28 protein-coding genes are annotated in these 23,837 nt (G+C 38.5%); 7 read left to right on the top strand and 21 right to left on the bottom strand.

Annotated features, from left to right (window positions below; translation table 11 throughout):
* Nucleotides 1–103 precede the first annotated feature (103 nt).
* Nucleotides 104–1,228, bottom strand: a complete 1,125-nt coding sequence (gene gpr, locus KHA88_RS01930; RefSeq protein ID WP_213097442.1) for a GPR endopeptidase — start codon at nt 1,226–1,228, stop codon at nt 104–106.
* A 180-nt stretch (nt 1,229–1,408) separates the two neighbouring features.
* On the opposite strand from gpr, the gene rpsT reads away from it, so the two are divergent.
* Entirely contained in the window at nt 1,409–1,669 is a 261-nt protein-coding gene (gene rpsT / locus KHA88_RS01925) for a 30S ribosomal protein S20 (RefSeq protein WP_213097443.1), read from the top strand.
* Nucleotides 1,670–1,739: 70 nt separating this feature from the next.
* On the opposite strand, the gene holA is transcribed toward rpsT, so the two are convergent.
* Entirely contained in the window at nt 1,740–2,762 is a 1,023-nt protein-coding gene (gene holA, locus KHA88_RS01920; protein ID WP_430413631.1) for a DNA polymerase III subunit delta, read from the bottom strand.
* Between the two features lie 284 nt (nt 2,763–3,046).
* On the opposite strand from holA, the gene KHA88_RS01915 reads away from it, so the two are divergent.
* Complete coding sequence (locus KHA88_RS01915; protein WP_213097445.1) at nt 3,047–3,181, top strand: YqzM family protein; 135 nt, start codon at nt 3,047–3,049, stop codon at nt 3,179–3,181.
* A 63-nt stretch (nt 3,182–3,244) separates the two neighbouring features.
* Here KHA88_RS01915 and KHA88_RS01910 read toward each other — a convergent pair whose 3' ends face one another.
* From KHA88_RS01910 to KHA88_RS01900, 3 genes are all read right to left on the bottom strand, one after another.
* Entirely contained in the window at nt 3,245–5,590 is a 2,346-nt protein-coding gene (locus KHA88_RS01910) for a DNA internalization-related competence protein ComEC/Rec2 (protein WP_213121342.1), read from the bottom strand.
* 37 nt (nt 5,591–5,627) lie between these two features.
* The gene (locus tag KHA88_RS01905; RefSeq protein ID WP_213106791.1) at nt 5,628–6,089 is read right to left on the bottom strand and encodes a ComE operon protein 2; all 462 of its coding nucleotides are present in this window, start codon (nt 6,087–6,089) and stop codon (nt 5,628–5,630) included.
* 74 nt (nt 6,090–6,163) lie between these two features.
* A complete protein-coding gene (locus KHA88_RS01900) occupies nt 6,164–6,775 on the bottom strand; it encodes a helix-hairpin-helix domain-containing protein (RefSeq protein ID WP_213121341.1) in 612 nt (203 codons plus the stop codon).
* Nucleotides 6,776–6,859: 84 nt separating this feature from the next.
* On the opposite strand from KHA88_RS01900, the gene comER reads away from it, so the two are divergent.
* Nucleotides 6,860–7,681: a late competence protein ComER gene (gene comER / locus KHA88_RS01895; protein ID WP_213097449.1), complete on the top strand. Its 822-nt coding sequence runs from the start codon at nt 6,860–6,862 to the stop codon at nt 7,679–7,681.
* Nucleotides 7,682–7,978: 297 nt separating this feature from the next.
* Nucleotides 7,979–9,121 (top strand): IS110 family RNA-guided transposase, encoded by a 1,143-nt coding sequence (locus KHA88_RS01890; RefSeq protein WP_213121340.1) that lies wholly within the window; start codon nt 7,979–7,981, stop codon nt 9,119–9,121.
* Nucleotides 9,122–9,292: 171 nt separating this feature from the next.
* On the opposite strand, the gene KHA88_RS01885 is transcribed toward KHA88_RS01890, so the two are convergent.
* The 8 genes from KHA88_RS01885 to KHA88_RS01850 are packed head-to-tail and all read right to left on the bottom strand — an operon-like array spanning nt 9,293 to nt 14,344.
* Complete coding sequence (locus KHA88_RS01885; protein WP_213097450.1) at nt 9,293–10,039, bottom strand: class I SAM-dependent DNA methyltransferase; 747 nt, start codon at nt 10,037–10,039, stop codon at nt 9,293–9,295.
* Nucleotides 10,036–10,392: a ribosome silencing factor gene (gene rsfS / locus KHA88_RS01880; protein WP_213097451.1), complete on the bottom strand. Its 357-nt coding sequence runs from the start codon at nt 10,390–10,392 to the stop codon at nt 10,036–10,038. Before rsfS ends, KHA88_RS01885 begins: the two co-directional genes overlap by 4 nt.
* Nucleotides 10,389–10,964, bottom strand: coding sequence for a bis(5'-nucleosyl)-tetraphosphatase (symmetrical) YqeK (yqeK, locus tag KHA88_RS01875; RefSeq protein WP_213106789.1), 576 nt, complete (start codon nt 10,962–10,964; stop codon nt 10,389–10,391). Before yqeK ends, rsfS begins: the two co-directional genes overlap by 4 nt.
* Nucleotides 10,954–11,526 (bottom strand): nicotinate-nucleotide adenylyltransferase, encoded by a 573-nt coding sequence (locus KHA88_RS01870; protein WP_213106788.1) that lies wholly within the window; start codon nt 11,524–11,526, stop codon nt 10,954–10,956. Before KHA88_RS01870 ends, yqeK begins: the two co-directional genes overlap by 11 nt.
* A 12-nt stretch (nt 11,527–11,538) precedes the next feature.
* Nucleotides 11,539–11,832: a ribosome assembly RNA-binding protein YhbY gene (gene yhbY, locus KHA88_RS01865; protein WP_213097454.1), complete on the bottom strand. Its 294-nt coding sequence runs from the start codon at nt 11,830–11,832 to the stop codon at nt 11,539–11,541.
* Nucleotides 11,819–12,667 (bottom strand): shikimate dehydrogenase, encoded by an 849-nt coding sequence (aroE, locus tag KHA88_RS01860; RefSeq protein WP_213097455.1) that lies wholly within the window; start codon nt 12,665–12,667, stop codon nt 11,819–11,821. Before aroE ends, yhbY begins: the two co-directional genes overlap by 14 nt.
* Before the next feature lie 52 nt (nt 12,668–12,719).
* Nucleotides 12,720–13,826 (bottom strand): ribosome biogenesis GTPase YqeH, encoded by a 1,107-nt coding sequence (gene yqeH / locus KHA88_RS01855; RefSeq protein ID WP_213121339.1) that lies wholly within the window; start codon nt 13,824–13,826, stop codon nt 12,720–12,722.
* On the bottom strand, nt 13,823–14,344 hold the full coding sequence (locus KHA88_RS01850) for a YqeG family HAD IIIA-type phosphatase (protein ID WP_213097457.1): 522 nt from the start codon (nt 14,342–14,344) through the stop codon (nt 13,823–13,825). The genes yqeH and KHA88_RS01850 overlap by 4 nt, the downstream gene beginning before the upstream one ends.
* A gap of 334 nt (nt 14,345–14,678) precedes the next feature.
* On the opposite strand from KHA88_RS01850, the gene sda reads away from it, so the two are divergent.
* On the top strand, nt 14,679–14,837 hold the full coding sequence (sda, locus tag KHA88_RS01845) for a sporulation histidine kinase inhibitor Sda (RefSeq protein ID WP_213097458.1): 159 nt from the start codon (nt 14,679–14,681) through the stop codon (nt 14,835–14,837).
* Between the two features lie 55 nt (nt 14,838–14,892).
* Here sda and KHA88_RS01840 read toward each other — a convergent pair whose 3' ends face one another.
* On the bottom strand, nt 14,893–15,678 hold the full coding sequence (locus KHA88_RS01840) for a phosphatidylserine decarboxylase (RefSeq protein WP_213097459.1): 786 nt from the start codon (nt 15,676–15,678) through the stop codon (nt 14,893–14,895).
* A 118-nt stretch (nt 15,679–15,796) separates the two neighbouring features.
* Here KHA88_RS01840 and pssA point away from each other — a divergent pair, with 118 nt between their 5' ends.
* The gene (pssA, locus tag KHA88_RS01835) at nt 15,797–16,336 is read left to right on the top strand and encodes a CDP-diacylglycerol--serine O-phosphatidyltransferase (protein WP_213097460.1); all 540 of its coding nucleotides are present in this window, start codon (nt 15,797–15,799) and stop codon (nt 16,334–16,336) included.
* A gap of 469 nt (nt 16,337–16,805) precedes the next feature.
* Here the strand turns inward: pssA and KHA88_RS01830 are convergent, their stop codons facing one another.
* The 3 genes from KHA88_RS01830 to sigK form a co-directional block, all read right to left on the bottom strand.
* A complete protein-coding gene (locus KHA88_RS01830; RefSeq protein ID WP_213097461.1) occupies nt 16,806–17,711 on the bottom strand; it encodes a hypothetical protein in 906 nt (301 codons plus the stop codon).
* Complete coding sequence (locus tag KHA88_RS01825) at nt 17,665–18,198, bottom strand: RNA polymerase sigma factor (protein ID WP_249305772.1); 534 nt, start codon at nt 18,196–18,198, stop codon at nt 17,665–17,667. Before KHA88_RS01825 ends, KHA88_RS01830 begins: the two co-directional genes overlap by 47 nt.
* Before the next feature lie 87 nt (nt 18,199–18,285).
* Entirely contained in the window at nt 18,286–19,014 is a 729-nt protein-coding gene (sigK, locus tag KHA88_RS01820) for an RNA polymerase sporulation sigma factor SigK (RefSeq protein WP_213097462.1), read from the bottom strand.
* A 204-nt stretch (nt 19,015–19,218) separates the two neighbouring features.
* Here sigK and KHA88_RS01815 point away from each other — a divergent pair, with 204 nt between their 5' ends.
* On the top strand, nt 19,219–21,012 hold the full coding sequence (locus KHA88_RS01815) for a M3 family oligoendopeptidase (RefSeq protein ID WP_213121338.1): 1,794 nt from the start codon (nt 19,219–19,221) through the stop codon (nt 21,010–21,012).
* A gap of 51 nt (nt 21,013–21,063) precedes the next feature.
* Here the strand turns inward: KHA88_RS01815 and mtnN are convergent, their stop codons facing one another.
* The 4 genes from mtnN to udk form a co-directional block, all read right to left on the bottom strand.
* The gene (gene mtnN / locus KHA88_RS01810; RefSeq protein ID WP_213097464.1) at nt 21,064–21,756 is read right to left on the bottom strand and encodes a 5'-methylthioadenosine/S-adenosylhomocysteine nucleosidase; all 693 of its coding nucleotides are present in this window, start codon (nt 21,754–21,756) and stop codon (nt 21,064–21,066) included.
* Between the two features lie 29 nt (nt 21,757–21,785).
* Entirely contained in the window at nt 21,786–22,430 is a 645-nt protein-coding gene (locus KHA88_RS01805) for a YrrS family protein (protein ID WP_213106787.1), read from the bottom strand.
* A gap of 155 nt (nt 22,431–22,585) precedes the next feature.
* Nucleotides 22,586–23,062, bottom strand: a complete 477-nt coding sequence (greA, locus tag KHA88_RS01800; protein ID WP_213097466.1) for a transcription elongation factor GreA — start codon at nt 23,060–23,062, stop codon at nt 22,586–22,588.
* Between the two features lie 137 nt (nt 23,063–23,199).
* Nucleotides 23,200–23,835 (bottom strand): uridine kinase, encoded by a 636-nt coding sequence (gene udk / locus KHA88_RS01795; protein ID WP_213097467.1) that lies wholly within the window; start codon nt 23,833–23,835, stop codon nt 23,200–23,202.
* Between the last annotated feature and the right edge of the window lie 2 nt (nt 23,836–23,837).

The following is a 23,837-nucleotide window of genomic DNA, read 5'->3' as shown; positions in this document are numbered from 1 at the left end:
CGGCGCATGTATGCTAGGGTAAATTATATCAGCATAGAAATCAATAAACAATAAAAAGCGCATCACCATGGATACGCTTTTAAAAATATTACGACGATAAACATTATCTTGTTTTAAACCCAGCATCCGTTTTATCAACGGCAGTGTGAAGCGCAGCATTTAACCCAGAAGCAAGGAGATTAGCCATATCATTAATAAAAACGTCCACTTCTTTTGGCGTAACCATTAAGTTATGGCCAAGGGGAGCAAGCACCTCATGGATGAGTTGCCGCTTCTCCTCTTCTTCAAGACTACCTATCATTCCCAAATATGTTTGTCTTTCCCGTTCTTCCGGCAGGTCTTCCTCTGTCAGCTTTCGCTTTTCTCCAAACGCAAGTCCAGCAGGTGCCAGCGATCTTGATGGCCTTCCAGACTCTTTCATTTCCCTTCCGAAATGTTTAAGTAAAAAATCAATTGTATCACTCGTAATCGTAACCGCATCAACAACCGTTGGGACTCCAATGGAAATAACAGGAACCCCTAACGTTTCTTTGCTTAATTCTTTTCGCTTATTGCCAACACCAGAGCCAGGATGGATACCGGTATCGGAGATTTGAATCGTTGCGTTTACCCTTTCAATTGACCTGGATGCAAGTGCATCAATCGCAATAATAAAATCAGGCTTCGACTTTTCAGCTACCCCAAAAATTATATCACTTGTTTCAATACCAGTCAGACCCATTACTCCCGGTGAAAGGGCGCTCACTGCCCTATAACCTTCATCTACATTATGTGCATCAAGCTCAAATAAATGCCGGGTAATGATGAGATGCTCGCAAACGAGCGGTCCAAGTGAATCGGGAGTGACATTCCAGTTTCCAAGTCCTACGATTAAACAACTGGCGGTTTTTGGTATATTCATCATATTAAGAAATGCACTAAACTCCCGGGCAAAAGTTTCTTGCACTTCTTGCTGTAAATTACTGTCCTGTGATCTAATTCCCTGCACTTCAAGAGTTAAATAATGACCTTGTTTTTTTCCGAATTTTTTTTCGCCTTCTGGTGTTATCGTTGCAAGTGACACTTTAATCTCACCTGACATTTTTTCTTTTATAATGATGCCTTCAAGTTGTTTATTTTCAATTTTCCCCTGTTTTTCACCAGTCATTTGCTCAAGTGCCATTTCGAATACTTCAGTAGCTAAATCAGTTCTAACTGAATAGCAGCTTAAATCTAGCTCATTACTCATTCATCCATCCCCTCCTGAAAGAAAAATATTTATGGTCTATCATTTCCTCCCCGCCCATTTTTCATTCAGAAGTATTGCATTCCTATCAAGCGTTTGATAAAATATCTCTTGTTCTTATTGTTTATGAATGGTGAAAGTCGAGTGACATAGAACCTCGATCATTGTCAGGAGGTGAATGTAATGCCAAACATCAAATCTGCTATCAAACGCGTAAAAATCAACGAAGAAAAAAACGCTCAAAACATTGCTGTTAAATCAGCTATGCGTACAGCCGTTAAGAAATTCGAACTTGCTGTTGATCAAAACGAAGAAAACGCAAAAGACCTTTTCAAAAGCGCCGTTAAGCATTTGGATAAAGCTGCAACAAAAGGTTTAATCCATAAAAATACTGCTAACCGTCAAAAAGCACGTCTTGCTACAAAACTTAGCAAAATGGCATAAGTATGAAAAAACGACCCCTCGAGGTCGTTTTTTTGTCTAGCTCAAAGCTTATCTGGCGCTTTCGCTTTTATTAATTTAAACTTCCTAATTTAAATAAAAACATCTCTAAAGCCACATCTCTTCCCGCCCCGCCAGTTTTAAGCTGTTCATCTGTTTTGGCAAGTAAATTGATGATTTCTCCTAGCCCTTTCTCAGTAAAAGAACGCGACTGTCCGGATGCTAGTTTTACACGGAACGGATGTACCTTGACCATTCCGGCAATTTGCTGTTGGCCATAGCCTCTCTTTAATAACTCTTTCACCTGGTAAATAAGACGAAACTGACTTGAGAGAAGTGCCAAAATTTTAATGGGTTCTTCATTTTGTTTCCGGAGGTCGTAATATATCCGAAAGGCTTCATCCATCTTGCGCTGGACCACTTTGTCCACTAGGTCAAAAATATTTTGTTCAAACGATCTAGATGTCAGTTTTTCGACAATCTCTTCGTCGATTCGTTTTGACTCCGATACATATAAAGATAATTTTTCCAACTCAGTATGTAGCTTCATTAAATCTGAACCAACGAGGGTAAGTAGTAGCTCTATTGCCATTTCATCTATTTGAACTTTATTCACCGCTGCTTGCTCACGGATCCAGACTTTTAATTCCGGTTCGCTTAGCTTTTTCCCTTCGATAATTTCCGCGTTTTTCTTTAGCAGCTTCGTTATTTTTTTTCTTTCATCAAGTTTTTCATAAGATCCAGCGAAAACAACAATTGAATAAGAAGCTGGCTCCTGGATGTAAGCTTCTAATTTTTTTAAATTATGCTCAAGTTTATCTTTTGGTTTCTCCGCTGTTAAAAAAACGGGATTATGTAAAATAATTAATTTTTTTTCACCGGTAAAAGGGAATGTTTCGGCATCTTCAATGGCTTGTTCCACAGGCGTTTCTTCCAAATCATAAACCGATAAATTAAAGTCCATTTCCTCTTCTGTTAACACATTTGCCACTATTTTTTGTTTTGTCTCATTGATTATAAAGTCCTCTGTTCCATATAATAAATAAAGAGGCGAAAACTGTTTTTGTTCGATTTTCTTCCATGCTTTCATCGTTATAGCCCTTCTCTCATAAACGTTCTATCTCTATCGTATGAAAGCCGGGCTTATTTGACAAGTGGTAAAGGGGACAAAAATCATCGCAATGAAAATGCCCCCTGATCTATGATGAACGCTTCAGCATAAGGCCTAGGATACTTAAACAGAAGCGGTAATCCATTGTAAGTGTAGTTTGACCTTTCTCTAAAAAAGTATGGGTGTCAACTCTTGTCAACAGTGGTAAAGGAAAAGTGGATTTTATTTTTACTTTCGTCTATACTATAGTGGAAATAGGAGGGGTAGTTGTGAACGAATTTGAACAAAATGTCCAATCGAAGCGTAATGATGCTGTCGATTCTGGTGTTGGTTTTGCAGTGTCATTCGTATTCTTCGCAGCAATTTTTGTGATTGGAACGGTCATCGAACTGCTCGGAAAATAATTGTATAGTTACTTAAAAGAAGGAGATTGCCTATTGCAAGCTTCTTCTTTTACTTTAACGGAATTATTTGTCTTGTATTGCTTTATCATATTGTAAAATTGTCTTAAAGGTTCCGCCCTTTTTTGAAAATATGTAATGAACAGCCCCCTCTTCGCTCGTTTGAAAAATATTGATTTTTTTCTTTTGAAGCGCATCCATCACTTCCGGATGTGGATGACCATAGCGATTATTTTTTCCCGCTGAAATAATTGCGTATTCTGGTGTTACCGCTTCAAGGAACTCTGTTCTCGTAGAGCTCTTACTGCCGTGATGTCCGACTTTTAATACATTTACATGAAACTTGTTATAAGCCTTAATCATCTCCCCCTCTCCTTCTTTTTCAACATCTCCAGTGAAAAGCCACTTCATCCCGCCGAACACTCCATATAAAACGAGAGAACTATTATTGTCTTTATATTCATCCCCAAATGGAAATATAAAATGAAATTTTCCCGATTTATTCTCCCATCCCGTTCCCGCCTTCTCTTCACGTATCATAATTCCCAATTGTTTTGCCGATGTTATGAACTCACTCATCAACGGCTTCTGCCATGAGTTTTTTGAAATAATAATTTCTTTAATCGAGATTTCCTCTAACAATTCTTGTGCTGCTCCCATATGATCCATATCACTATGAGTCAAGATAACCTTGTCTAATTTACTGATTCCTTTACTTTTCAATAATGGCAATACAATATCTTCTCCGACGTGAAAAGGATTTTTCCGCTTTTGCCAATCTTCGATGGGAAAACTAATTTGACCTCCTGTATCGATTAAATAGGTCCCTCGATTATATGGAAGCTTAATCAATATGCTGTCTCCTTGTCCAACATCAATAAAAATAACTTCGCCTTTGGGAGAAAAATTTACAGCTAAAACTTGAAACAATAAAATAAGGAACAACGGCATTGCTGCATAGGGCAGTGATTTCCCCCGTTCTTTTAATAACAAGTAGAAAGCTGAACCTGCGATCATGCATACCATGCCAATAGCTCCTGGCTTTCCAGTTAAAAGCATAGAAAACTTTAATGATCCAGCTACTTTCGCGAATTGTTCAGAGTAAAATACTAGCTTGGATATTAACCCAGCTAGTAGGGAAAACAGCGCAGAGTGAAAAAATTGCAGCAAATAAAGAAATAGCATAGCAGGTAAAACAACAGCAGTATAAAATGGAACAAAAATAATATTGGCTACAATGCTAATGATGGAAAATTCATAGAAATGAAAGGCGAGAATGGGGAGTGAAGTGAGCGTGGAAATAACGGAGATATTGGCCATTTGCTGAATAAGCGAGACATGTTTTCCAAGCAAATATTTTGAAGAAACGATTAAGCCCAAACTCACACAATAAGATAGCTGAAAACCAGCATGGTAAATTAAATAGGGATCGAAAAATAGAAAGACGATAAAGCTAATTGAGAATGCATCAAGTGTTGTGAGAGGAAGACGCCATTTCTTTGATACCATTAATATCAAAGTCATAATAACTGCTCGAATAACTGGAGGATTAGCACCACAAACCACGGCATATACCGGAAGTAAAGAAACTAACAGCCAAAAGACTGTTTCTTTCGTTAATCCAAGACGTAGGAAAATAAAATAAATGCCGCCAACAAGAAAACCAATATGAAGACCAGATATCGCAAGTAGATGGACGACTCCAATTTTTTGATAGGCACGATAAGCATCTTCCGAAAATGCTGTCCGATCACCAAAAATAAGTGCATTGGCATACGGAATAAGTGTAGCAGGAAAGTTTTCCTCGACATGATTAATGCCAGCCGCTCTCAAGTTTTGCAATTTGGATATCCAGGAGAGTTTGGAAACATCACATTCTTTTAAAGATAGATTGTTTACTTGAAACTGCCAGTGTATATTTTGTCTAAACAAGTATCGTTGATAATTAAATGCATGTTCATTCCTATTATTTCCAGGTTGGATCAGTTCACCAGAAACGAGGCATGATCCGCCTGCGCGTAGTTGGCGTTCCAACATTGTTTTTTCTGGTTCGCTCTGGATGGTATTAGTAAGGATCAACTTTTCTTCATTTAAATCAGAAACTACTGCCCGTAAACGATTACCATCAATATTGGGGACTTCTTTGAAGGTGACATAAAGCTGTACTTTTCCTGCGGAGTGAATTGTAGTTTTTTCTTTTTCGCTTTTTAGAGCTCCCATTATAAATAAAACCACGACAACACAAAACATGACAAACAGCCACTTATCCTTTTCCAATAATATTCTCAGGGTGACCAACAAAATAAATATGAAGGAGCAAACATGAAGCTCAAGTATCATCAATATACCTGAGAGGGCAGCTGCCGCTAAGTAAATCCATTTACCCGATACCATAGCAACTCCTTTAATCATTTTTCAGGAGAGGTCAATCTAGCCTCCCCCTATTATGTTACTGACCGTCAGCAAAGGAGAGAAAAATTCCCTTATCTAAAGGCACATGCTCGACACTGATACCTGCTTGTGTAAACAACTCAATGGCATGTGGATGATTTTTGTAATCCTCTGAGTAATAAACTGCTTTTATTCCCGCCTGGATAATTGCTTTGCAGCATTGCAAGCATGGAAAATGCGTGACGTAAATCTCAGCGTTATCAGTAGGAACACCAAACTTTGCACATTGAATAATCGCGTTCATCTCCGCATGTATCGTGCGGACACAGTGGTTGTCAATCACATAGCAACCCTCGTCAATACAATGAACTCCTCCTGCGATGGAGCCGTTATAGCCCCCAGCAATGATTCGCTTATCCCGAACAATGGTTGCGCCGACAGTTAACCTCGTACACGTGCTGCGATATGAAAGTAGATGGCTTTGAGCCATAAAATATTGATTCCATGAAATTCTTTCCATATTCCTTCTCCCTCTTCTCTCTCTTTTCTTCAGTTTAAATGCATTGTTTGAAATTAGTCAATGTTTCCTGTTTACTAATGCACCGTGATTAAATCCTGCAGCTTTTCAAATGTCTTCGCACCAATGCCTGATATTTTTTGTAGATCTTCCGTTTGTTTAAATGATCCATTTTGTTCCCGGAAGTCAATGATTGCATTTGCTTTCGCCGGACCAATTCCTGGCAGTGTCTGTAATTCAGTTGAATCAGCTTTATTAATATTTACTTTTTCAGTTTGTTTTGAAGGCGAAGACCCTGCAAATACGTCATTATCCAAAATTTCTCCCATTCTCGGTATATAGATGACCATTTCATCGTGAACTTTCTGCGCGTAATTAATTTGCTTTTCATCTGCATGATCAAGTAAACCACCAGATCTAGCGATAATATCAAATACACGATCGTTTTCTGTCGCTTCGTATAGCCCTGGGTTTTGAACCGCGCCTTTAAGATCTACAAAGATTTTTAATGGTAATGGCTCATTTTGTTCTCCTGCTGTAATTTGTGGTATTTCAGCATCAAGCATTTCGGAGCTGATACTTCCTGCAACACTTTGATCTTTTGGCTGGCCCAGATAAAGAATGAGTGCAAGGACGACTACAACTGCGCCAATGAAGACTGTTTTATACTTCTCAAACCAAATCATCATTTTAAAACACCTCACTAGTGAATGAATATTTTCTTTTGGGCTGCATACATTTGTTAGGAGTAGAAGGGCGAAGGAGGGGAAGGCATGAAGGTCGGAATTATCGGGACCGGAAATATGGGTACAATTCTTTCTGAAGCATTGCTCGATGGTAAAGCAGCATCTCCTTCAGACTTGATTGTAGTAAACCGAACGCGCGCAAAAGCTGAAAGGCTTAAACATAAATTTACAGGAATAATGGTTGCAAATAGTATTCAAGAAGTAATTAAACATTCCAATCTCATTTTTCTTTGTGTAAAACCGAATGATATTTTCCCGCTTGTTAAAGACAATAATGCTCTATTTAAAGCGGAACAATGCCTCGTATCGATCACAAGTCCAATTACAACAGATTGGTTAGAGAATATAACACCCTGTTCCTGTGCACGAATTATTCCTAGCATTACAAATAGAGCACTTTCTGGCGCTACGCTCGTTACGTTCGGGAAAAAGTGCGAAAGCCATTGGCAGAAAAAACTGATAGACATGTTCTCAGCAATTTCTTTACCTATGATCATAGATGATAAAATCACACGTGTTGCCTCCGACATTGTTAGTTGTGGTCCAGCCTTTTTTAGTTATATGACGAGAAGATTCATTGAGGCCACTGTTGCAGATACAAACATCGATGAAGAAACTGCAACAAAGCTATCGGAGCACATGTTAATTGGACTTGGGGATTTACTCAAAAAAAGATTTTACTCACTGCCTACTTTAGAAGAAAAGGTATGTGTTAAAGGCGGCATTACGGGGGAAGGAATTAAAGTATTAGAGAAGGAGTTAGATGGTGTCTTTGAAAAGCTTCTTCAGGCGACTCATCGAAAATTTGACGATGAAGTAAAACATTTAGAGAAAGTTTTTAATCCTTAATATATCATTCTACCTTCACATTGAAAATCCTGCTTAAAATAAAAACTATCATGATTAAGTTCTTTACTCTCAACCCATGCATGAAAATGTTTATACCCCGTCCATACTGATAGGTGACATAAACAGGTTCAGTGCGTGGCTTTTTTTGGTGACCTAGATCCTGTAATAAAAACTGCTTGAATAAGTTTGGAGCTCAACCCTTTGTGAGCACCTGTTTCTTGGGTGACTACGTACAGAAAAATACTTATGGTCAAACTTATTCCCTGTTTATGATCTTATTCAGAATAGGTGGTTGTCATGGAAGTATTGCTGGAACGTTGTGCAGGTTTAGACGTCCATGTGGAGAGTATTGTTGTTTGTGTACTTACAGGGAACAGTGATAATGAGTTAACGACTGAAATTGAGACTTTCCCAACTTTTACGAAAGATTTATACCGTCTTTTAAAATGGCTGGAAGAAAAAGAGGTTACACACATTGCCATGGAAAGTACAGGGGTTTATTGGAAACCGGTGTTTAATATTCTGGAGGACTTTTTTGACATTACACTAGCCAACGCTCAACGAATTAAAAACGTCCCAGGGCGCAAAACCGATGTAAGTGATGCGGAATGGATAGCCAAGCTATTAAGGGTGGGTTTATTAGAAAAAAGTTTTATTCCGCCATCCGAGATACGCGAACTTCGAGATCTGACTCGACTACGTAAAAAGTGGATAGGGCACATTACTTCCGAAAAGAACCGTATTCAAAAGACTTTTGAGAGTTCCAATATTAAGTTAAGCTCTGTCATCTCCGATGTCTTTGGAGTGTCGGGTCGAAAGTTACTTGTACGTCTTCTAGAAAAAGGCTATATAGATGATTATGAAGTAGAATCCTCTATTCATGGAAGAATGAAACATAAGAAACAAAGTATTTCCGATTCTTTATTTGGAACGATTAACGATCATCAGCTGTTTTTAATTAGACAGTCCTGGAAGCATATTGAATATTTGGAGACCCTGACGGATGAAATCGATCAAAAAATTGATCGGATCCTTCTAACCTATCAAGAAGAAGTGCTTATCTTAACATCTATACCAGGTATAAATAAAAATACTGCTTCGGTTATAATCGCAGAAATCGGGGTGGATATGAGCCAGTTTCCTTCATCCGAGCACCTTGCCTCTTGGGCAGGATTATCACCTGGAAATCATGAGAGTGCGGGAAAGAGAAAGAGTACACGCACAACCAAAGGAAACCCTCATATTAAATCAGCTTTATGCGAAGCTGCATGGGCTGCCTCACGGAGTAGAAATAAATGGATCGCCATTAGATATTGGTCTACTGCAGCAAGAAGGGGAAAGAAAAAAGCACTCGTAGCTACAGGCCATCGAATGCTTCGCACGATTTACTCTATGTTAATCAACAAAGAGTTATATAAAGAACCACTGCAAACTAATTAGTTTAGCCAAAACAATAATTGTTTAAACGAGATACCTCGCCAATAGGTAGCTCAGCTTTCTTATTGTCAAATTTAGGATGACCACTAGAGAAAGAATCTATACCTATCAAAGATCAAAGATTATTTTCATAGAAAAAAGCGGACGGAAAAGGATAAAAACCTTTACCGACGCTTATTTCTTTTTGCATGTAAAAAATATTCGCTCTGATGATTCAACAGGAAATTGATCAGTAAAATCGGCTGTTATCGCCTCAACAGAAAAACCCACATCCTCGAGCCAAGATTGGTATTCCTCAATAAGATACGTGCGCTGTTTATGAAGTTCTTCAAATCGCTCATATTTTCCCGACTGTTCTTCCCGAACGAAAAACGTCAATTCATGTTCGACGGAATAGGAATGCTCACCAGGAAAACAGTTCCATATGTAAGAGACTTCCTCTTCTGCAACTGCAAAAGTTTCGTCCATGAATATATGTTCCATTTTATAAGGAGAATGAACATCAAATATAAATAACCCACCGTTTTTCAAATGGGCATGTACATTTGAAAATGTTTTCTGAACATCTTCAGGTGTGGACAAATAATTAAGGGAGTCACAAAAAATAACAGCGATATCATATATACCGAGGCCTTCAAGTTCGCTCATATTTTGTTCATATAATGAAAGTTCGATCCCTTCACGTTCGGCTTTCCCCTGGGCAACCATTAACATATCTCCCGATAAATCAACTCCGGTTACGTCGAAGCCGTTTTTGGCTAGAAGGATAGATAATTCCCCTGTACCACATGCTAAGTCAAGCACTCGCATTCCATCGATATGAAAGCGTTGCTTTTCTAAAAGCAAATAATCAAGCCATTTTTTATAGGGAACATCCGCCATTAATAAATCATAAACATAGGCTAAGCGTTCGTAGCTCACTGTGTCAATTCACTTAGAACGTCCTCAAACGGTGCATCGCCCCAAAGTCTTTCCAAATTATAATAGCTGCGCTCATCGCGATGAAAAACATGAGCAATCACATCACCCATATCCACAAGGATCCATTTTGCTTCGTCAAAACCTTCTAACCTTCCTACATCAATGCCTGCTTCTTCAGCTACAGCTTTCAATTCACGGGCAATCGCTTGTACTTGTTTGTCAGAGTTACCGTGACAAATCACAAAATAATCTGCAATAAGCGAAATCCCTTGCATATTTAAAACAACTATATCTTCAGCTCTTTTATCATCTGCAGCCTTTACTACAGCTTTTAAAACATCTTTAGTATTCAATCGTTGTTTCCTCCTTTATTCATAGTTAACCTATTGTAAGCTTCAAAAGTATCAGGAAAAATAGGTGAATTCCGATCTATCAGGAATGTGATTGTATTTCTTAATGCTTGTAATAAAGCTTGATCCAAATCCACGAGGGCCATTCCCCTTGTCTTTTCTACCCCTGGAAATTTACGACCTGGTTCTATGTAATCAGCCAAATAAATGATTTTTTCAAACAAAGTCATATTGGCTCGCCCAGTTGTATGAAATCGAATTGCATTTAAAATTGATTCGTCATCTATACCAAATTTATCATAGACAAGATGAGCTGCTACAGGCCCATGCCAAAGTTCGGGATGATAATCGAGCAATCGAACATCTTGTTTCGTTTTTATGATTATATCCTTTAACTCGGTGATAGGCATCAGCTTGGCATAATCATGAAAGATAGCAGCAAGCTCGGCCTTATTTCGATCGGCTCCGAATTTTTCTGCAAGTTCAACTGCAGTATCAACTACACGTAAAGTGTGCTCATATCTGGGACCTTTAATTTGTTGTCTGACCAATTGTAGTGCCTGCTCACGATCCATATAACCGATTCTCCTCTATATAGCCAATTACATTGTCAGGCAGTAAATACTTGACGGATTCTCCAGCTTTACTTCTATCTCTAATCATCGTTGATGATATTTCAATTAAGGGTACATCCACTTCAATGATTCGATAATTACTTTCCATCCGGTGGTTAGGCCGATTAACGCCAACAAATTGAACCATTTCCACTAATTCATCAATTCTATGCCAGTTTGGCAAGTATTCCACCATATCCGCACCAATTATAAAATAATATTCATGATGCGGGTTTTGCTCTACCAGTACTTTCATAGTATCAACTGTAAATGACCTGCCCGATCTTTCCAGCTCAATTTTCTCTAACTTAAATGCAGGATTTCCCTGAATGGCTAATTCAAGCATCCGGACTCTATTTTTACCTGTCGTGCCGCTTGATCTTTCTTTATGAGGCGGCTCCTGATTTGGCATAAAACGAATTTCATCAAGGTTTAATTGATGGAGCACTTCATTGGCAATGATTAAATGGCCAAGATGGGGCGGATCAAAAGTACCGCCTAAAATCCCGACTTTTTTCCTCATCATCCTCATCCTTTAAATCGGCAGTCTAATTTCTTTATGTTCTTTAGACTCTTTATAAAGAACGACCATTTTCCCAATAATTTGAACAAGCTCAGCTTTAGTTCCTTCAATCAGCGCTCCTGCAACTGTATCACGGTCATCTTCGCAATTTTGAAGAATACTGATCTTAATTAATTCACGTACTTCCAAGGCTTCATTCATTTGTTTGATCATATTTTCATTCACTCCGCCTTTTCCCACTTGAAAAATCGGATCAAGATTATGTGCTTTCGATCTTAAAAAACGTTTTTGCTTACCTGTTAGCATGGTTGCCTCCTAATTGTTCTACTACAATATTTGTCATTCGGGTTATATCGGGAGCAATCCCCGTCCATTTTTCAAATGCAAGCGCTCCTTGGTATACAAACATCCCAAGTCCATTTTGCGTCTTTACACCTTTTTGTTTCGCATCTTTTATTAAAGCAGTCTCGAAAGGATTGTAGATGATGTCTGATACAAATGCCTCTGGCAGCAAATTTTTAACCGACATAGGGCTTTTGTAGATATCTGGGTACATGCCGATCGAGGTTGTTTGGATAATTAGATTATAATGCTCTAGTGTATCCTCCGCTTCAGCAATCGAAATGGCTTTAGATTTACCTTCATAAGGACATTCTTCAATTAACTTCTTCGCTTTGAAGGCGGTTCGATTGCAAATATCAATATGAGCCATCCCCTTTGATAAAAGCGTATAAAAGATTGCTTTTGCAGCACCGCCTGCTCCGATAATCAGTGCACGTTCATTCATGAAGTCTTCTTTCCAATCTGCTTGCAATGCTCTGATAAATCCATCCCCGTCCGTATTGTACCCATGAAATTCATCATTTTTACGGACAACGGTATTGACAGCGCCAATGGCTTCCGCAAGTGGATCAATTTTATCTAAAAACGGCATAATCGCCGTTTTATGAGGACTAGTCACATTAAAACCTTCGACACCTATCACTTTCATTCCCTTTACTGCCGTTTCTAACTCTTTTTCTAATATATGAAAAGGCTGATAATGGGCATCTAATCCAAATTGTTGGAATTCCTGATTTTGCATTACAGGTGACATTGATTGTGCAATGGGATTGCCAATGACACCATAAAGCTTGATCATCTCTCTCCCCCCGTTTTCTCTATATCATTTTCATCATGCAAATAAACCAAAGTTAGATTAATGAGCGGCGAATCATCACATTAACACCTTTTGGCACATATGCCGCAATTTTTGCTCCAGGTTCATTTACTGTGATCCATCCAAGTCCGGAAAAAACGATATCGGTTTTACCTTCTTTGATCATGAATTCATGGCGGATAAGCTTAGGGAAATGGGCTAAGTCGTCCTTCCTTGGGGGTTGCAGCATATCGCCTACATGATTTTCGTATATTTCATCCGCATTTTCTAACTTCGTACGATGTATGAAAATCTCATTGGACATATAACAAACAAAAGAGCGGCGGCCGCCTTTTAAGTAATCTAGTCTTGCCAACCCGCCAAAAAACAACGTTTGTTCTTCATTAAGTTGAAAGACCTTTGGTTTAATTTCTTTTTTGGGCGTAATGACTTTAAGATCTTTTTTGTCTACATAGTGTGCCATTTGATGATGGTTAATAATACCCGGTGTATCAATAAGTGCTTTGCCATCGTCAAGAGGAATTTCAATCATATCTAATGTAGTTCCCGGAAAATGAGACGTTGTTATTACATCTTGCCCGCCTGCTACTTCTTTAATAATTCGATTAATAAACGTAGATTTTCCAACGTTCGTACATCCGACTACATAAACGTCCTTCCCTTTTCGGTATTCCTCAATTTGCTCAAGCGCTTCTCTAATATGAATACCTCTAGTTGCACTTACAAGCAGCACATCGATAGGCTGAAGACCAAGTTCTTTCGCTTGGCTTTTCATCCATTGAATCAGCCTATTTCGTTTTGCTGATTTCGGCAACAAATCCGCTTTATTCCCTATAAGTAAAATCGGATTTTTACCAACAAACCGATGAAGGCCCGGAAGCCAGCTGCCATTGAAATCAAATATATCAATGATTTTAACGATTAAACTGTCGGTTTTTCCTAGCTGATTTAAAATATTTAGAAAGTCTTGATCTGTCAATGAGACATCTTGGACTTCATTATAATGTTTTAGACGGAAACATCTTTGGCAAATCACTTCTTCTTTTTCTAAAGAAGAAAGTGGTGCAAAGCCAAGTTCCTCTTGATTTTCGCTCTGTATGGAAATACCGCACCCTATACAGCTAATATCATGTTTCTTCACTTTTCATCCTCCCAATCAATCAAGCCTCTTCGCTTGAAATTGGCCATAATTCTTCGTTCAACCATTCGGTTAAATCGTGTAAAAAAACCATCGGACTTAGCAACGGGAACAACGAGGATTGTTTCAAATCCCGCACGATTTCCCCCGAGCACATCCGTTAGTAACTGGTCGCCAATAATCACCGTTTCTTCTCTCGATATTCCCATTGATTTAACCGCTCGTCTGAATGCGGATCCGAGCGGTTTTCGCGCTTTATGAATGAATGGAATTCCAAGCGGATCAGAAAAGGCTTTTACTCGCTGTTCATTATTATTCGACACAACGATCACTTTAATATCATGGCGCTTCATTTCATCAAACCATTTAATAAGTTTTGGAGTAGCCGTTGGCCTGTCCCATTCAATAAGAGTATTGTCCAAATCCGTTATGACACCTTTTATACCCTTGTTTTTTAATTCTTCCGGTTTGATATCGTAAATGCTTTTTACATATTTACTGGGCAAAAATTTATTTAACAATCATCTGCACCTCATTAATTGTACTGTATGCTTAAATTTAATCTTAACTAATTTTTGGTATATACGCACCTTTTTTCCCAATTTAAAAAGAGTTTTCGACAAAATTCTTTTTATTCAAAATTGTGGATAACTTTACTAACATAAAAAAGGCGAATAAGACAACGCTAAAGAAACTAATCAACAGGTTACCCACAAGATATCCACTATCTCCTGTGGATATTGGAACGCTTGTTCCACAGGATTTATTTTGATAAAGTGAGGGTAATAAGAGATAACATATTAGGTTATTCTAAATCATCCGTCTTTAGAACATGATTTGCTGGAGGTGAAGCTGATGAAAAAGTTATCAGACGAATTGCTGATTGAGTCCTACCATAAAGCTAGGGAATTAAACTTGAGTTCTGAATTTATCCAGCTAATTGAATCGGAACTCCAGCGGCGATCATTGACAAGATATAAAAAAATGGCATTTGAGCAAAAGGTATTTGCCTGAAGATAAAGCCTAATTTTAAAGCGCCTTTAAGCGGGCGCTTTTTATTATTGCTTAATTATGTGCTAATTACTCTCCCTAATGCCTCTCCCACCTGTACTTCTGTAGGTACTTCTAGTGATTTCTCCATTTGGAAAGCCCCTTTTTCGAATAAAAGGACGACTGTTGAGCCAAAGGAGAAATAAGCAGCTTCTTCCCCTTTTTTCCACTCAGATTTTTGATTGATTATTTTGACCGAATTTATGAACATTGCGCCAACCTTTACCATCGCAATGGTTGTATCGCCATGCTTAAGTTCCGTAATCGTGCGGAAGTTTTTTGCCAGTGTGGACTTTCCATATTTTAATCCGAGTCGGTTAACGGGGTATGATTTACGGCCAAGTGAATATGATTCAATTACTTTTCCATCAAGGGGTGAGTGGATTCTATGATAATGAGCTGGGCTTAAATAAAGAATCATAAATGTGCCACCACTATATTTCCCCGATCTTTCTATGCCGCCCAACATTTCCTCAATCGAATATGATTTATTTTTGACGATCATTTCACAATCTTCATTAATTATTCCCCAATTCTCCAGAATGCCGTCAACGGGACTAGTAACTGTATCTATTTTTAAATCGATTGGCCTTGCATCTTTTTTTAACTTTCTTATAAAAAATGCATGCAAGTTTGGATAGTGATGAATATCATCAAGCATTTCTTTTTGATTAATCTTATAAGCTTTAGCATATGTTTTAATAAGGGGCCTGCTCAACCTAGAACGCGCAAATTTCCCCAAAGCCATAGACGTCATTCGCCCGTTTGTCAACTCAATTAATGAGCGGTATAATCTTTCTTTCAAGCAAATACCTCCAAACAAAATAAAATTCTTCTTAACTTTAGAGTATAAAAAGCATATAATTAAGTATTAACAGATACAATTGAAAACGACATTCAAAATTAAGAAGGAGGTGGGTGATTTGTTTCTATCAGATGTCGTTGACCATACTATAAAAAAATTAAAAGCACAAACTGCCAACGTGCTTACATTGGCAAATCTCGGGCTAGGTGGTTTTGCAATCATTGCCGGGATTAATGGCCAACTTCACTTAAGTGTTCTTCTCATATTCATTGCCGCTCTTGCAGATCGTTTTGATGGAATGGCAGCAAGAAAGCTTCAAATTGAATCAGATCTTGGCAAACAGCTAGATTCAATGAGCGATATCATTTCATTTGGTGTAGCTCCTGCCCTGTTATTATATCAGGGAATATTATCTTTGTTTGGTTTTCCTGGAGTGTTTTTTACTATTTTTTATATCGGCTGTGGAGCATTCCGACTCGCAAGATTTAATATTACTGAAAGCAATGGCTATTTTACAGGACTCCCGATTACTGCTGCGGGCTGTCTATTAACCCTAAGCTATCTTGCTGTACCTTACTTGCCACCGTACTCATTCTTATTCATTATTTTAATCTTATCATTAATGATGATCAGTACATTTTCATTGAAAAAAGTGTAAAAACAAAAGCGCAAGCGCCTCGTTCGGCCCCGACAAGCAAATGTTCTGAGCCCGGAAAAGTCCGGCCTTGACTTTTTTGGGCTGAGGTTATTTGACCTCGAGGGGCTAGGCGCTGAAGCTGGACGAACCAAAAGCGAAAGCGCCTCGTTCAGCCCCGACAAGCAAATGTTCTGAGCCTAGAAAAGTCCGGTCTTGACTTTTTTGGCTCAGGTTATTTGACCTCGAGGGGCTAGGCGCTGCAGCTGGACGACGACTTATATTCTTTGAACTTATCCACATAGTATTTTTATAAAATTTCCTAAACAATAGAAAAGACGCCTGCAATTACAGGCGTCTTTTACGTTTGCGGCGAAAGACCACATGTTCACATTCATGTGTGCAAATTTTGCATGTCTTCGACTTATGCAAATCAGCTCATCGCTTAATTAATATAGCATGATTTTGGCCTATTGGCTATAGGTAATGTTTATTAATTTGAAAAGGTCTCTGTTTTCTCTCCATCAATCACCAATGTCCATATACCTTTCTTCGGAAACATTAGTTTTCCTTGGAATGCATACAATGGCTTTAACGTAGCTGAATCAATGTATTGTCCTACTTGACTAAAGGTTTTTTGTTCAACGATTTTTCCTTTATTATTTATTAATTGCACTTCTATATCCTTTTTATCTTCCCAAGTACTTTCAATACTAATTTCAGTCTCTACACCAGGTTTTATTTCTTTTGGGGAATCCGATAATATATAATGTTTTGTTTTTGGAAATGGTGGCAAAACCTCAAGAGTAAATTCTCCAAATAAAGAGTCGTCTACATAAAATGAGAGCTGCCATTCCCCTTCTTTTGGAAAAGGGGTAAAACTCGTCAATGTATGAGCCTCCTTACTATATAGAGATGAATTAAGCTTCCCTTCCGCCAATGTAATTTTTTCTGCGTTTTTATTCATTGCTTCTATTCGATAGTTATTCCACGCTATTTTTTCTGAATTCCCCCAATAATAGATCATTAGCTTGGAAATTCTTCTTGGGTCTTCAGCCACAATGTGATTGAATACTTTTAAGATGGCAACTTTTCCTTCAACTCCAATTACTTCTTGTTTCGTATCAGGGAGTACAAATATTTTTCCTGCTTGAGGATTTAATTCTATTTTCGGAAGTTGGGACTGCTTTGGAACAAAAAGATCTTCGCGGACAGTATACTCGGTTAACAGAAAAACGATTAATATCATAAACACCGCAACAATAGAAAGAATTGGTCGAAAAGAGGGGGTTCTCTGTTTCTGCTGTAATTTGACTAAGATTTTCTGCTTTTGCTCATTTTTTAAAGAATATTTAGGAAGGTTCCTTAGATGTTCCTGAATTTGTTTGAAATCCTTCAAGACAAAACCCCTCCTTTTCCAAAATTTCTCTTAGTTTTTTTAATGAACGATGATACGTCACATTCACTTTATTTTGGTTACATTTTAAAATATCACTGGTTTCCTTTGATGAAAGCTCCAAAATGCCTCTTAGGATGACTACTTCCTTGTACTGTGGAGAAAGTTGATGAATAGCCTTATATAGTCGGGAATTTTCCGACTCTTTTATTAAGTGATCTTCTATTTCATTGAAGGACGTTTGCTCAGGCAATAGAAATTGCTTAATATTCTCCCATACTCTTTTTCTTCGATACATATCAATTACGTGGTTTCTTGCAATGGAAATAAGCCATGTTTTTGGATGTGAATCACCTTTGAATCTAGAGATTTTTTTCAAGGCGATTAAAAAAGTATCTTGTACTAAATCTTCAACATCCATGGACCCTGTATAGTAAATAAGGAAACTTGTGATGTCATGTTCATACTTTTGAAACCAATCTTCAATCAAAATTCCCCCCTCCTTTACACATTAGACGATTAAGTATGGAAAAAATTACAGAAAAAACCCGAAAAAAAAGAACCGAAATCTCGGTCCTTACGTCTCTTCCTTTGACTTCTTCAGCTTTTCTTTTTCAGCACGGTAAAATTCATGGAACATTTTCATTAATGCTCTTTTCTCAATCCGTGACACATAGCTCCTTGATATCCCTAATTCTTTTGCAATTTCACGCTGGGTACGTTCCTTTTCCAAGTTTAATCCAAAACGGCCAACGATGACTTCTTTTTCCCGATGATCTAGTACATCAATATATTCTTTTACTCTTTCCAACTCCATGTTCAACTGAATGGTATCAAAGACATCCTCTGCTTCCGATTTCAGCACATCGATAAGTGAAATTTCGTTTCCTTCCTTGTCATGTCCGATTGGGTCATGCAATGAAACATCTTTTTTTGTCTTCTTTAAAGCTCGTAAATGCATCAGAATTTCATTCTCTATACATCTGGCCGCATATGTCGCAAGTTTAGTCCCTTTTCCAAAGGAATAGCTTTCTATTGCTTTAATTAATCCAATCGTTCCGATTGAGATCAAATCCTCTGAATCTTCTCCCGTATTTTCGAACTTTTTTACTATATGGGCAACAAGTCGCAAATTATGCTCAATCAGGAGATTACGGGCATGTTCGTCTCCATCAGCCATCTGTTTGAGATATTTTTGTTCATCTTCTGGGGATAGTGGCTGTGGAAAAGCATTATTCTTCACATACGAAACAAGGAAAATAAGTTCCTTAAATAAATAACCGATTGCCGTTAGGATACCGGACAACTCCTCACCTCCGCATAGATTGCCTATGTTTTAATGTATATGACGCAAATGGAAGTCACTTGCTTGTCTAAGTAAAATTAGTGGATTTCTTAAAAGATCCATTCAATTTTTCGGATATAAAAAACGGTTCTGAAGTTTTAAAATGATGAAATATTAGGTGTTTTTTTGACCCTCCCTTATAATAAGTGCAAGGAGGAGATATATTTGGCAATTAATACATATGAATTAACATGGGATCTTGACGTCTTTTTTGAAGGGGGCAGTTCATCTCGAGATTTCACTGACCATTTAGAAAAATTAAAAGAGCAGCTCGCTGAATTTGCGGCAGCTGTAGAAGATTGGGAAATCCCTGTCTCTTCTAGTGATGAGACACTCGTTAAGCTTTTGGAAAAGTTTCAAGCAGTGTCCCAAAACTTGCGGCAGGCAGGTGCATTTGTCAGCTGTCTCCAAGCCCAAGATACAAACGATACGAGAGCAAATGAATTACGCGGTATGGTGACAACGTTAAGCTCATCCTTAAGCACGATTTTAACAAACTTCGACGAGAAATTGCTTAACATTCAAGAAGGAATATGGAACGAGCTGCTTGAACAAAACGCACTCAAACCGCTTAACTTTGTATTGAATGAGCGTCGTAAGAAGGCAGCGGAAAAACTTCCTAAAGATCAAGAAGCATTAATCAATGCGTTAAGCATTGACGGCTACCATGGCTGGGGGGAAATGTACGACACAATCGTCAGTCAAGTTAAAATCCCGTTTGAGGAAAACGGTGAAAAAGTTGAACTATCTGTTGGCCAAGCTGCCAATAAATTTTCAAGTTCTGATCGTGAAGTCAGAAAACGTATTTTTGCAGAATGGGAAAAAGCTTGGGACAAGCAAGCGGACTTACTTGCTGGTACACTGAATCACCTTTCCGGATTCCGACTTTCCGTATACAAGCAGCGCGGTTGGGATCAAATCCTTAAGGAAGCGCTTGATTATAATCGAATGAAACAAGAAACACTTGATGTGATGTGGAAAGTCATTGCCGACAACAAGCAGCCATTTGCCAACTATTTGAAAAGGAAAGCAGATTTGCTCGGTGTTGAAAAGTTAAGCTGGGCTGATTTAGATGCGCCCGTTGGGGAACTTGGTACTTCTTACAGCTATCAGCAAGGAGCCGAGTTCATTCTGAATCATTTCGAAGATTTTGGTGATGAATTGACTCAGTTTACAAAAAAAGCCTTTGAGGATCGCTGGATTGAAGCAGAAGATCGGGCCGGAAAACGTCCTGGTGGCTTTTGCACATCTTTTCCTGTTAGCGGCCAATCAAGAATATTCATGACGTATTCCGGGACTCCATCAAATGTGTCAACACTTGCACATGAACTAGGCCATGCCTTTCATTCATTTGCTTTAAAAGATACACACCCATTAAATCGAGGTTATGCAATGAATGTAGCCGAAACTGCTTCAACTTTTGCAGAAATGATTGTTTCGGATGCCGCAGTAAGCAATGCAAAGAGCGATGATGAAAAACTTGTACTACTAGAAGATAAAATTCAACGTTCAGTAGCATTTTTCATGAATATCCATGCACGTTTCCTCTTCGAAACCCGTTTTTATGAAGAACGAAAAAAAGGCATGGTTAGTAAAAAACGTTTGAATGAATTAATGGAAGAAGCGCAAAAAGAGGCATATGTAGATTCTCTTGAAGAATACCACCCGTTATTCTGGGGATCAAAACTTCACTTCTTTATTACAGGTGTACCTTTCTATAACTTCCCTTATACGTTTGGCTATTTATTCTCACTCGGAATTTACGCGCAAGCTGTAAAGGAAGGCAAAGGCTACGAGCAGAAATATATGGCCATGCTGGAAGATACAGGTTCGATGACTGTTGAGGATTTAGCGATGAAGCATCTTGGAGTCGACTTGACGAAGCGGGAATTCTGGGAAGAAGGCGTTAAGCTTTGCATTAAGGATGTTGAAGAATTTATGGAAATGACTAATAAGTAGAACAAAACGCCTGGAAATCCAGGCGTTTTTGTATTCCTTTGTAATAGAATTCTATATTCTTTTAACGATTTCCAATACTAAATTGGCGGAGTTTACTGCTGCCTTTTCAAGGAATTGGTCAAAAGAGATATGTGATTCCTGTCCTGCTATATCAGATAAAGAACGAATGATCACAAACGGAACGTTGAACTGATGTGCAACCTGAGCAATGGCTGCACCCTCCATTTCCACTGCCTGTAGTTCTACGAATTTGCCGCGGACAAATTCAACCTTTTCTGGATCGTTCATGAAGGAGTCGCCAGTTGCGATTAGGCCAGTTACAACTTGGATTCCTTCAAGCTTCCGCGCTGCCGCTTTAGCAGTGTCAATTAAAGCCGTATCCGCTTTGAATGCAGGCGGCAACTGAGGAACCTGCCCATATTCATAACCAAAGGCAGTGACATCTACATCATGATGGCGCACTTCGGTGGAAATAACGAGATCTCCGACTTTCAAGTTTGGATTATAGCCTCCGGCGGAACCCGTATTAATAACGACATCCGGTTTATATTTTTCCATTAGGATAGCAGTCGACATGGCTGCGTTTACCTTTCCGATTCCGGAACGGAGCAAGATAGTTTCTTTATTATCAATCATTCCACTAATAAATTCGCAGCCACCGATTGTCTCTGTTGATTTATTTTCCAATTTATCACGTAACAAAGTCACTTCTTCTTCCATTGCACCGATAATTGCTATTTTCATAACGAGAACCTCTTTTCCACAATCTTCCTTTATCTTTTGTCATTATGAGTGAGCTTTTTAACTTCTGTCGGTTTCCAGCCTTCCCCATCGACCCATTCAATATAAACTCTGTAAGCTTCATCTGCGTTATTCCGGGGTGCTACCGTTGCTATTGCTTGCTTTTCGCGATTTTCACCGCCTTCAAGCCACCAAACAGTCATATTATCCACTGGAATATCGACTGCGTATGAAGCTGCCTTTACCTGCTCATTCCAATCAACGGTCCCCTTACTCGATGATCGTTGATGATTTCCAACTTGTTCCGTGCCGACTGGTTTCCACCCTTGATTGATAATCACTTTTTCAACGTTTGGTTCACCAGTTTCTTTTTCGATCAATTGATCATTACTTTCTTCTGTATTTTCTTCTTCTTTACTTGTTTCGTCAACTACAGGATTGTCTTTTTCAGTATTTTCGGGAACAACTTGTTCTTTTCCCGCTTGCTCAGCACTTTCTTTCGAGGTTTGCTTGTCAGCAAGCTCTTGGTCTGTTTTACTACCTCCAAAGAAAATGCTCCCACCTACGATTAAAATAAGTATTACTACGATAGCAATCAATGTATTTAAGATGATGTTTGTTTTTCTCCGCTTTGCACGCTGCGCTGAACGTGAAGCATCGTTAAAATCAAATGGCATATTATCCCCTCCGTCTCCATAGTCAATATGATAACATGGACACATAAAAACGTGAATAATAAACTATAAAACAATAACAGAAAGAGCCCAGTGCTTTGATAAACGATAAAAACACGGCAACCCAATGGGAGGCCGTGTTTTTAAGCAAGGTATTCTTAGCTAATAGAAACGAGACGCACTCGCATTTCTCCGCCTGGAGTTTGCACTGTGACTTCTTGATCGACTTTATGTCCAAGTAGACTTTTTGCAATAGGCGAATCATTTGAGATTTTCCCCTCAAATGGATCTGCCTCTGCGCTACCGACAATCGTATACGTCTCTTCATCTCCATCTGGAAGTTCAACAAATGTCACTGTTTTTCCTAAAGTGACAGTGTCGGAATTAAGTTCATCGTCTTGAATGATTTTGGCATTACGAATCATATTTTCAAGAGTAGTAATACGCCCTTCGACGAATGCTTGCTCTTCTTTTGCAGAGTCATATTCCGAGTTCTCTGATAAATCTCCGAAGCTGCGTGCAATCTTGATTCGCTCTACAACTTCTTTACGTCTTACTGATTTTAAATATTCTAGTTCCTGCTCCAGTTTTTCTTTACCGGCTTCTGTCATTGGAAATACTTTTTCCCTAGCCAATTCCCTTCACTCCTTATTAGTTCACAGTCCCAAATTGCACGGGATTTTGTTTTGTATGTAATACATGACAGCGCGCCCATAGGAAGGCGCGCTTGCAGTTTCATGCGAGTACATATATTAGTATCTATGCTATCGTATTACAAAAATGACTTTTGTTCAAGAATAGTTTGGATCTTCGTTGCCACAAGGTCAATGGCAACATGGTTTTGTCCACCTTCTGGGATAATGACATCAGCATATCTTTTTGTTGGTTCGATAAATTGATTATGCATTGGTCTTACGACGTTAACATATTGTGTAATGACTGAATCAATCGATCTCCCTCTATCTTGAATATCCCTTAGCATGCGACGAATGATGCGCAAATCTGCGTCTGTATCAACAAAAAGTTTAATATCCATTAAGTTGCGCAATCTTTCATCTTCCAATACTAAAATTCCTTCAAGAATTATAACATCTTTCGGTTCAACATGGATTGTATCTGCAGACCTTGTATGTAGAGCATAGTCATAAACAGGTTTTTCAATCGATTCATAGCGCAACAGTTTTCCGATATGTTCAATGAGCAAATCATTGTCAAATGCGAATGGATGATCATAATTTGTTTTAAGACGCTCCTCAAACGGCAATTGCGATTGATCCTTATAATAATAATCCTGTTCTAAAACGAGGATTGAATGTCCTTTAAAGTTTTCATATATTGAATTTGTGACGCTTGTTTTACCGGATCCCGATCCGCCCGCCACACCAATTATTGCCGGTCTTCGTTCCATTT

The organism is Lederbergia citrea, assembly GCF_018343525.1.
In the GTDB taxonomy this organism is placed as follows: domain Bacteria; phylum Bacillota; class Bacilli; order Bacillales; family Bacillaceae_C; genus Lederbergia; species Lederbergia citrea.
Note: the sequence above shows the minus strand (reverse complement) of the source record. Positions and strands in the feature narration are given on the sequence as shown.

Excerpts from the sequence above, each read along its gene's own strand:
- rpsT (WP_213097443.1), top strand. The coding sequence starts at position 1,409 with ATGCCAAACATCAAATCTGCTATCAAACGCGTAAAAATCAACGAAGAA.
- mtnN (WP_213097464.1), bottom strand. The coding sequence starts at position 21,756 with ATGAAAATAGCAATTATCGGTGCAATGGAAGAAGAAGTGACTTTGTTA.
- comER (WP_213097449.1), top strand. The coding sequence starts at position 6,860 with ATGAAGGTCGGAATTATCGGGACCGGAAATATGGGTACAATTCTTTCT.
- KHA88_RS01890 (WP_213121340.1), top strand. The coding sequence starts at position 7,979 with ATGGAAGTATTGCTGGAACGTTGTGCAGGTTTAGACGTCCATGTGGAG.
- sda (WP_213097458.1), top strand. The coding sequence starts at position 14,679 with ATGAAAAAGTTATCAGACGAATTGCTGATTGAGTCCTACCATAAAGCT.
- gpr (WP_213097442.1), bottom strand. The coding sequence starts at position 1,228 with ATGAGTAATGAGCTAGATTTAAGCTGCTATTCAGTTAGAACTGATTTA.
- KHA88_RS01905 (WP_213106791.1), bottom strand. The coding sequence starts at position 6,089 with ATGGAAAGAATTTCATGGAATCAATATTTTATGGCTCAAAGCCATCTA.
- KHA88_RS01805 (WP_213106787.1), bottom strand. The coding sequence starts at position 22,430 with ATGCCATTTGATTTTAACGATGCTTCACGTTCAGCGCAGCGTGCAAAG.
- yhbY (WP_213097454.1), bottom strand. The coding sequence starts at position 11,832 with ATGCTAACAGGTAAGCAAAAACGTTTTTTAAGATCGAAAGCACATAAT.
- KHA88_RS01900 (WP_213121341.1), bottom strand. The coding sequence starts at position 6,775 with ATGATGATTTGGTTTGAGAAGTATAAAACAGTCTTCATTGGCGCAGTT.
- udk (WP_213097467.1), bottom strand. The coding sequence starts at position 23,835 with ATGGAACGAAGACCGGCAATAATTGGTGTGGCGGGCGGATCGGGATCC.
- aroE (WP_213097455.1), bottom strand. The coding sequence starts at position 12,667 with ATGATCAAGCTTTATGGTGTCATTGGCAATCCCATTGCACAATCAATG.
- KHA88_RS01870 (WP_213106788.1), bottom strand. The coding sequence starts at position 11,526 with ATGAGGAAAAAAGTCGGGATTTTAGGCGGTACTTTTGATCCGCCCCAT.
- yqeK (WP_213106789.1), bottom strand. The coding sequence starts at position 10,964 with ATGGATCGTGAGCAGGCACTACAATTGGTCAGACAACAAATTAAAGGT.
- KHA88_RS01910 (WP_213121342.1), bottom strand. The coding sequence starts at position 5,590 with ATGATTAAAGGAGTTGCTATGGTATCGGGTAAATGGATTTACTTAGCG.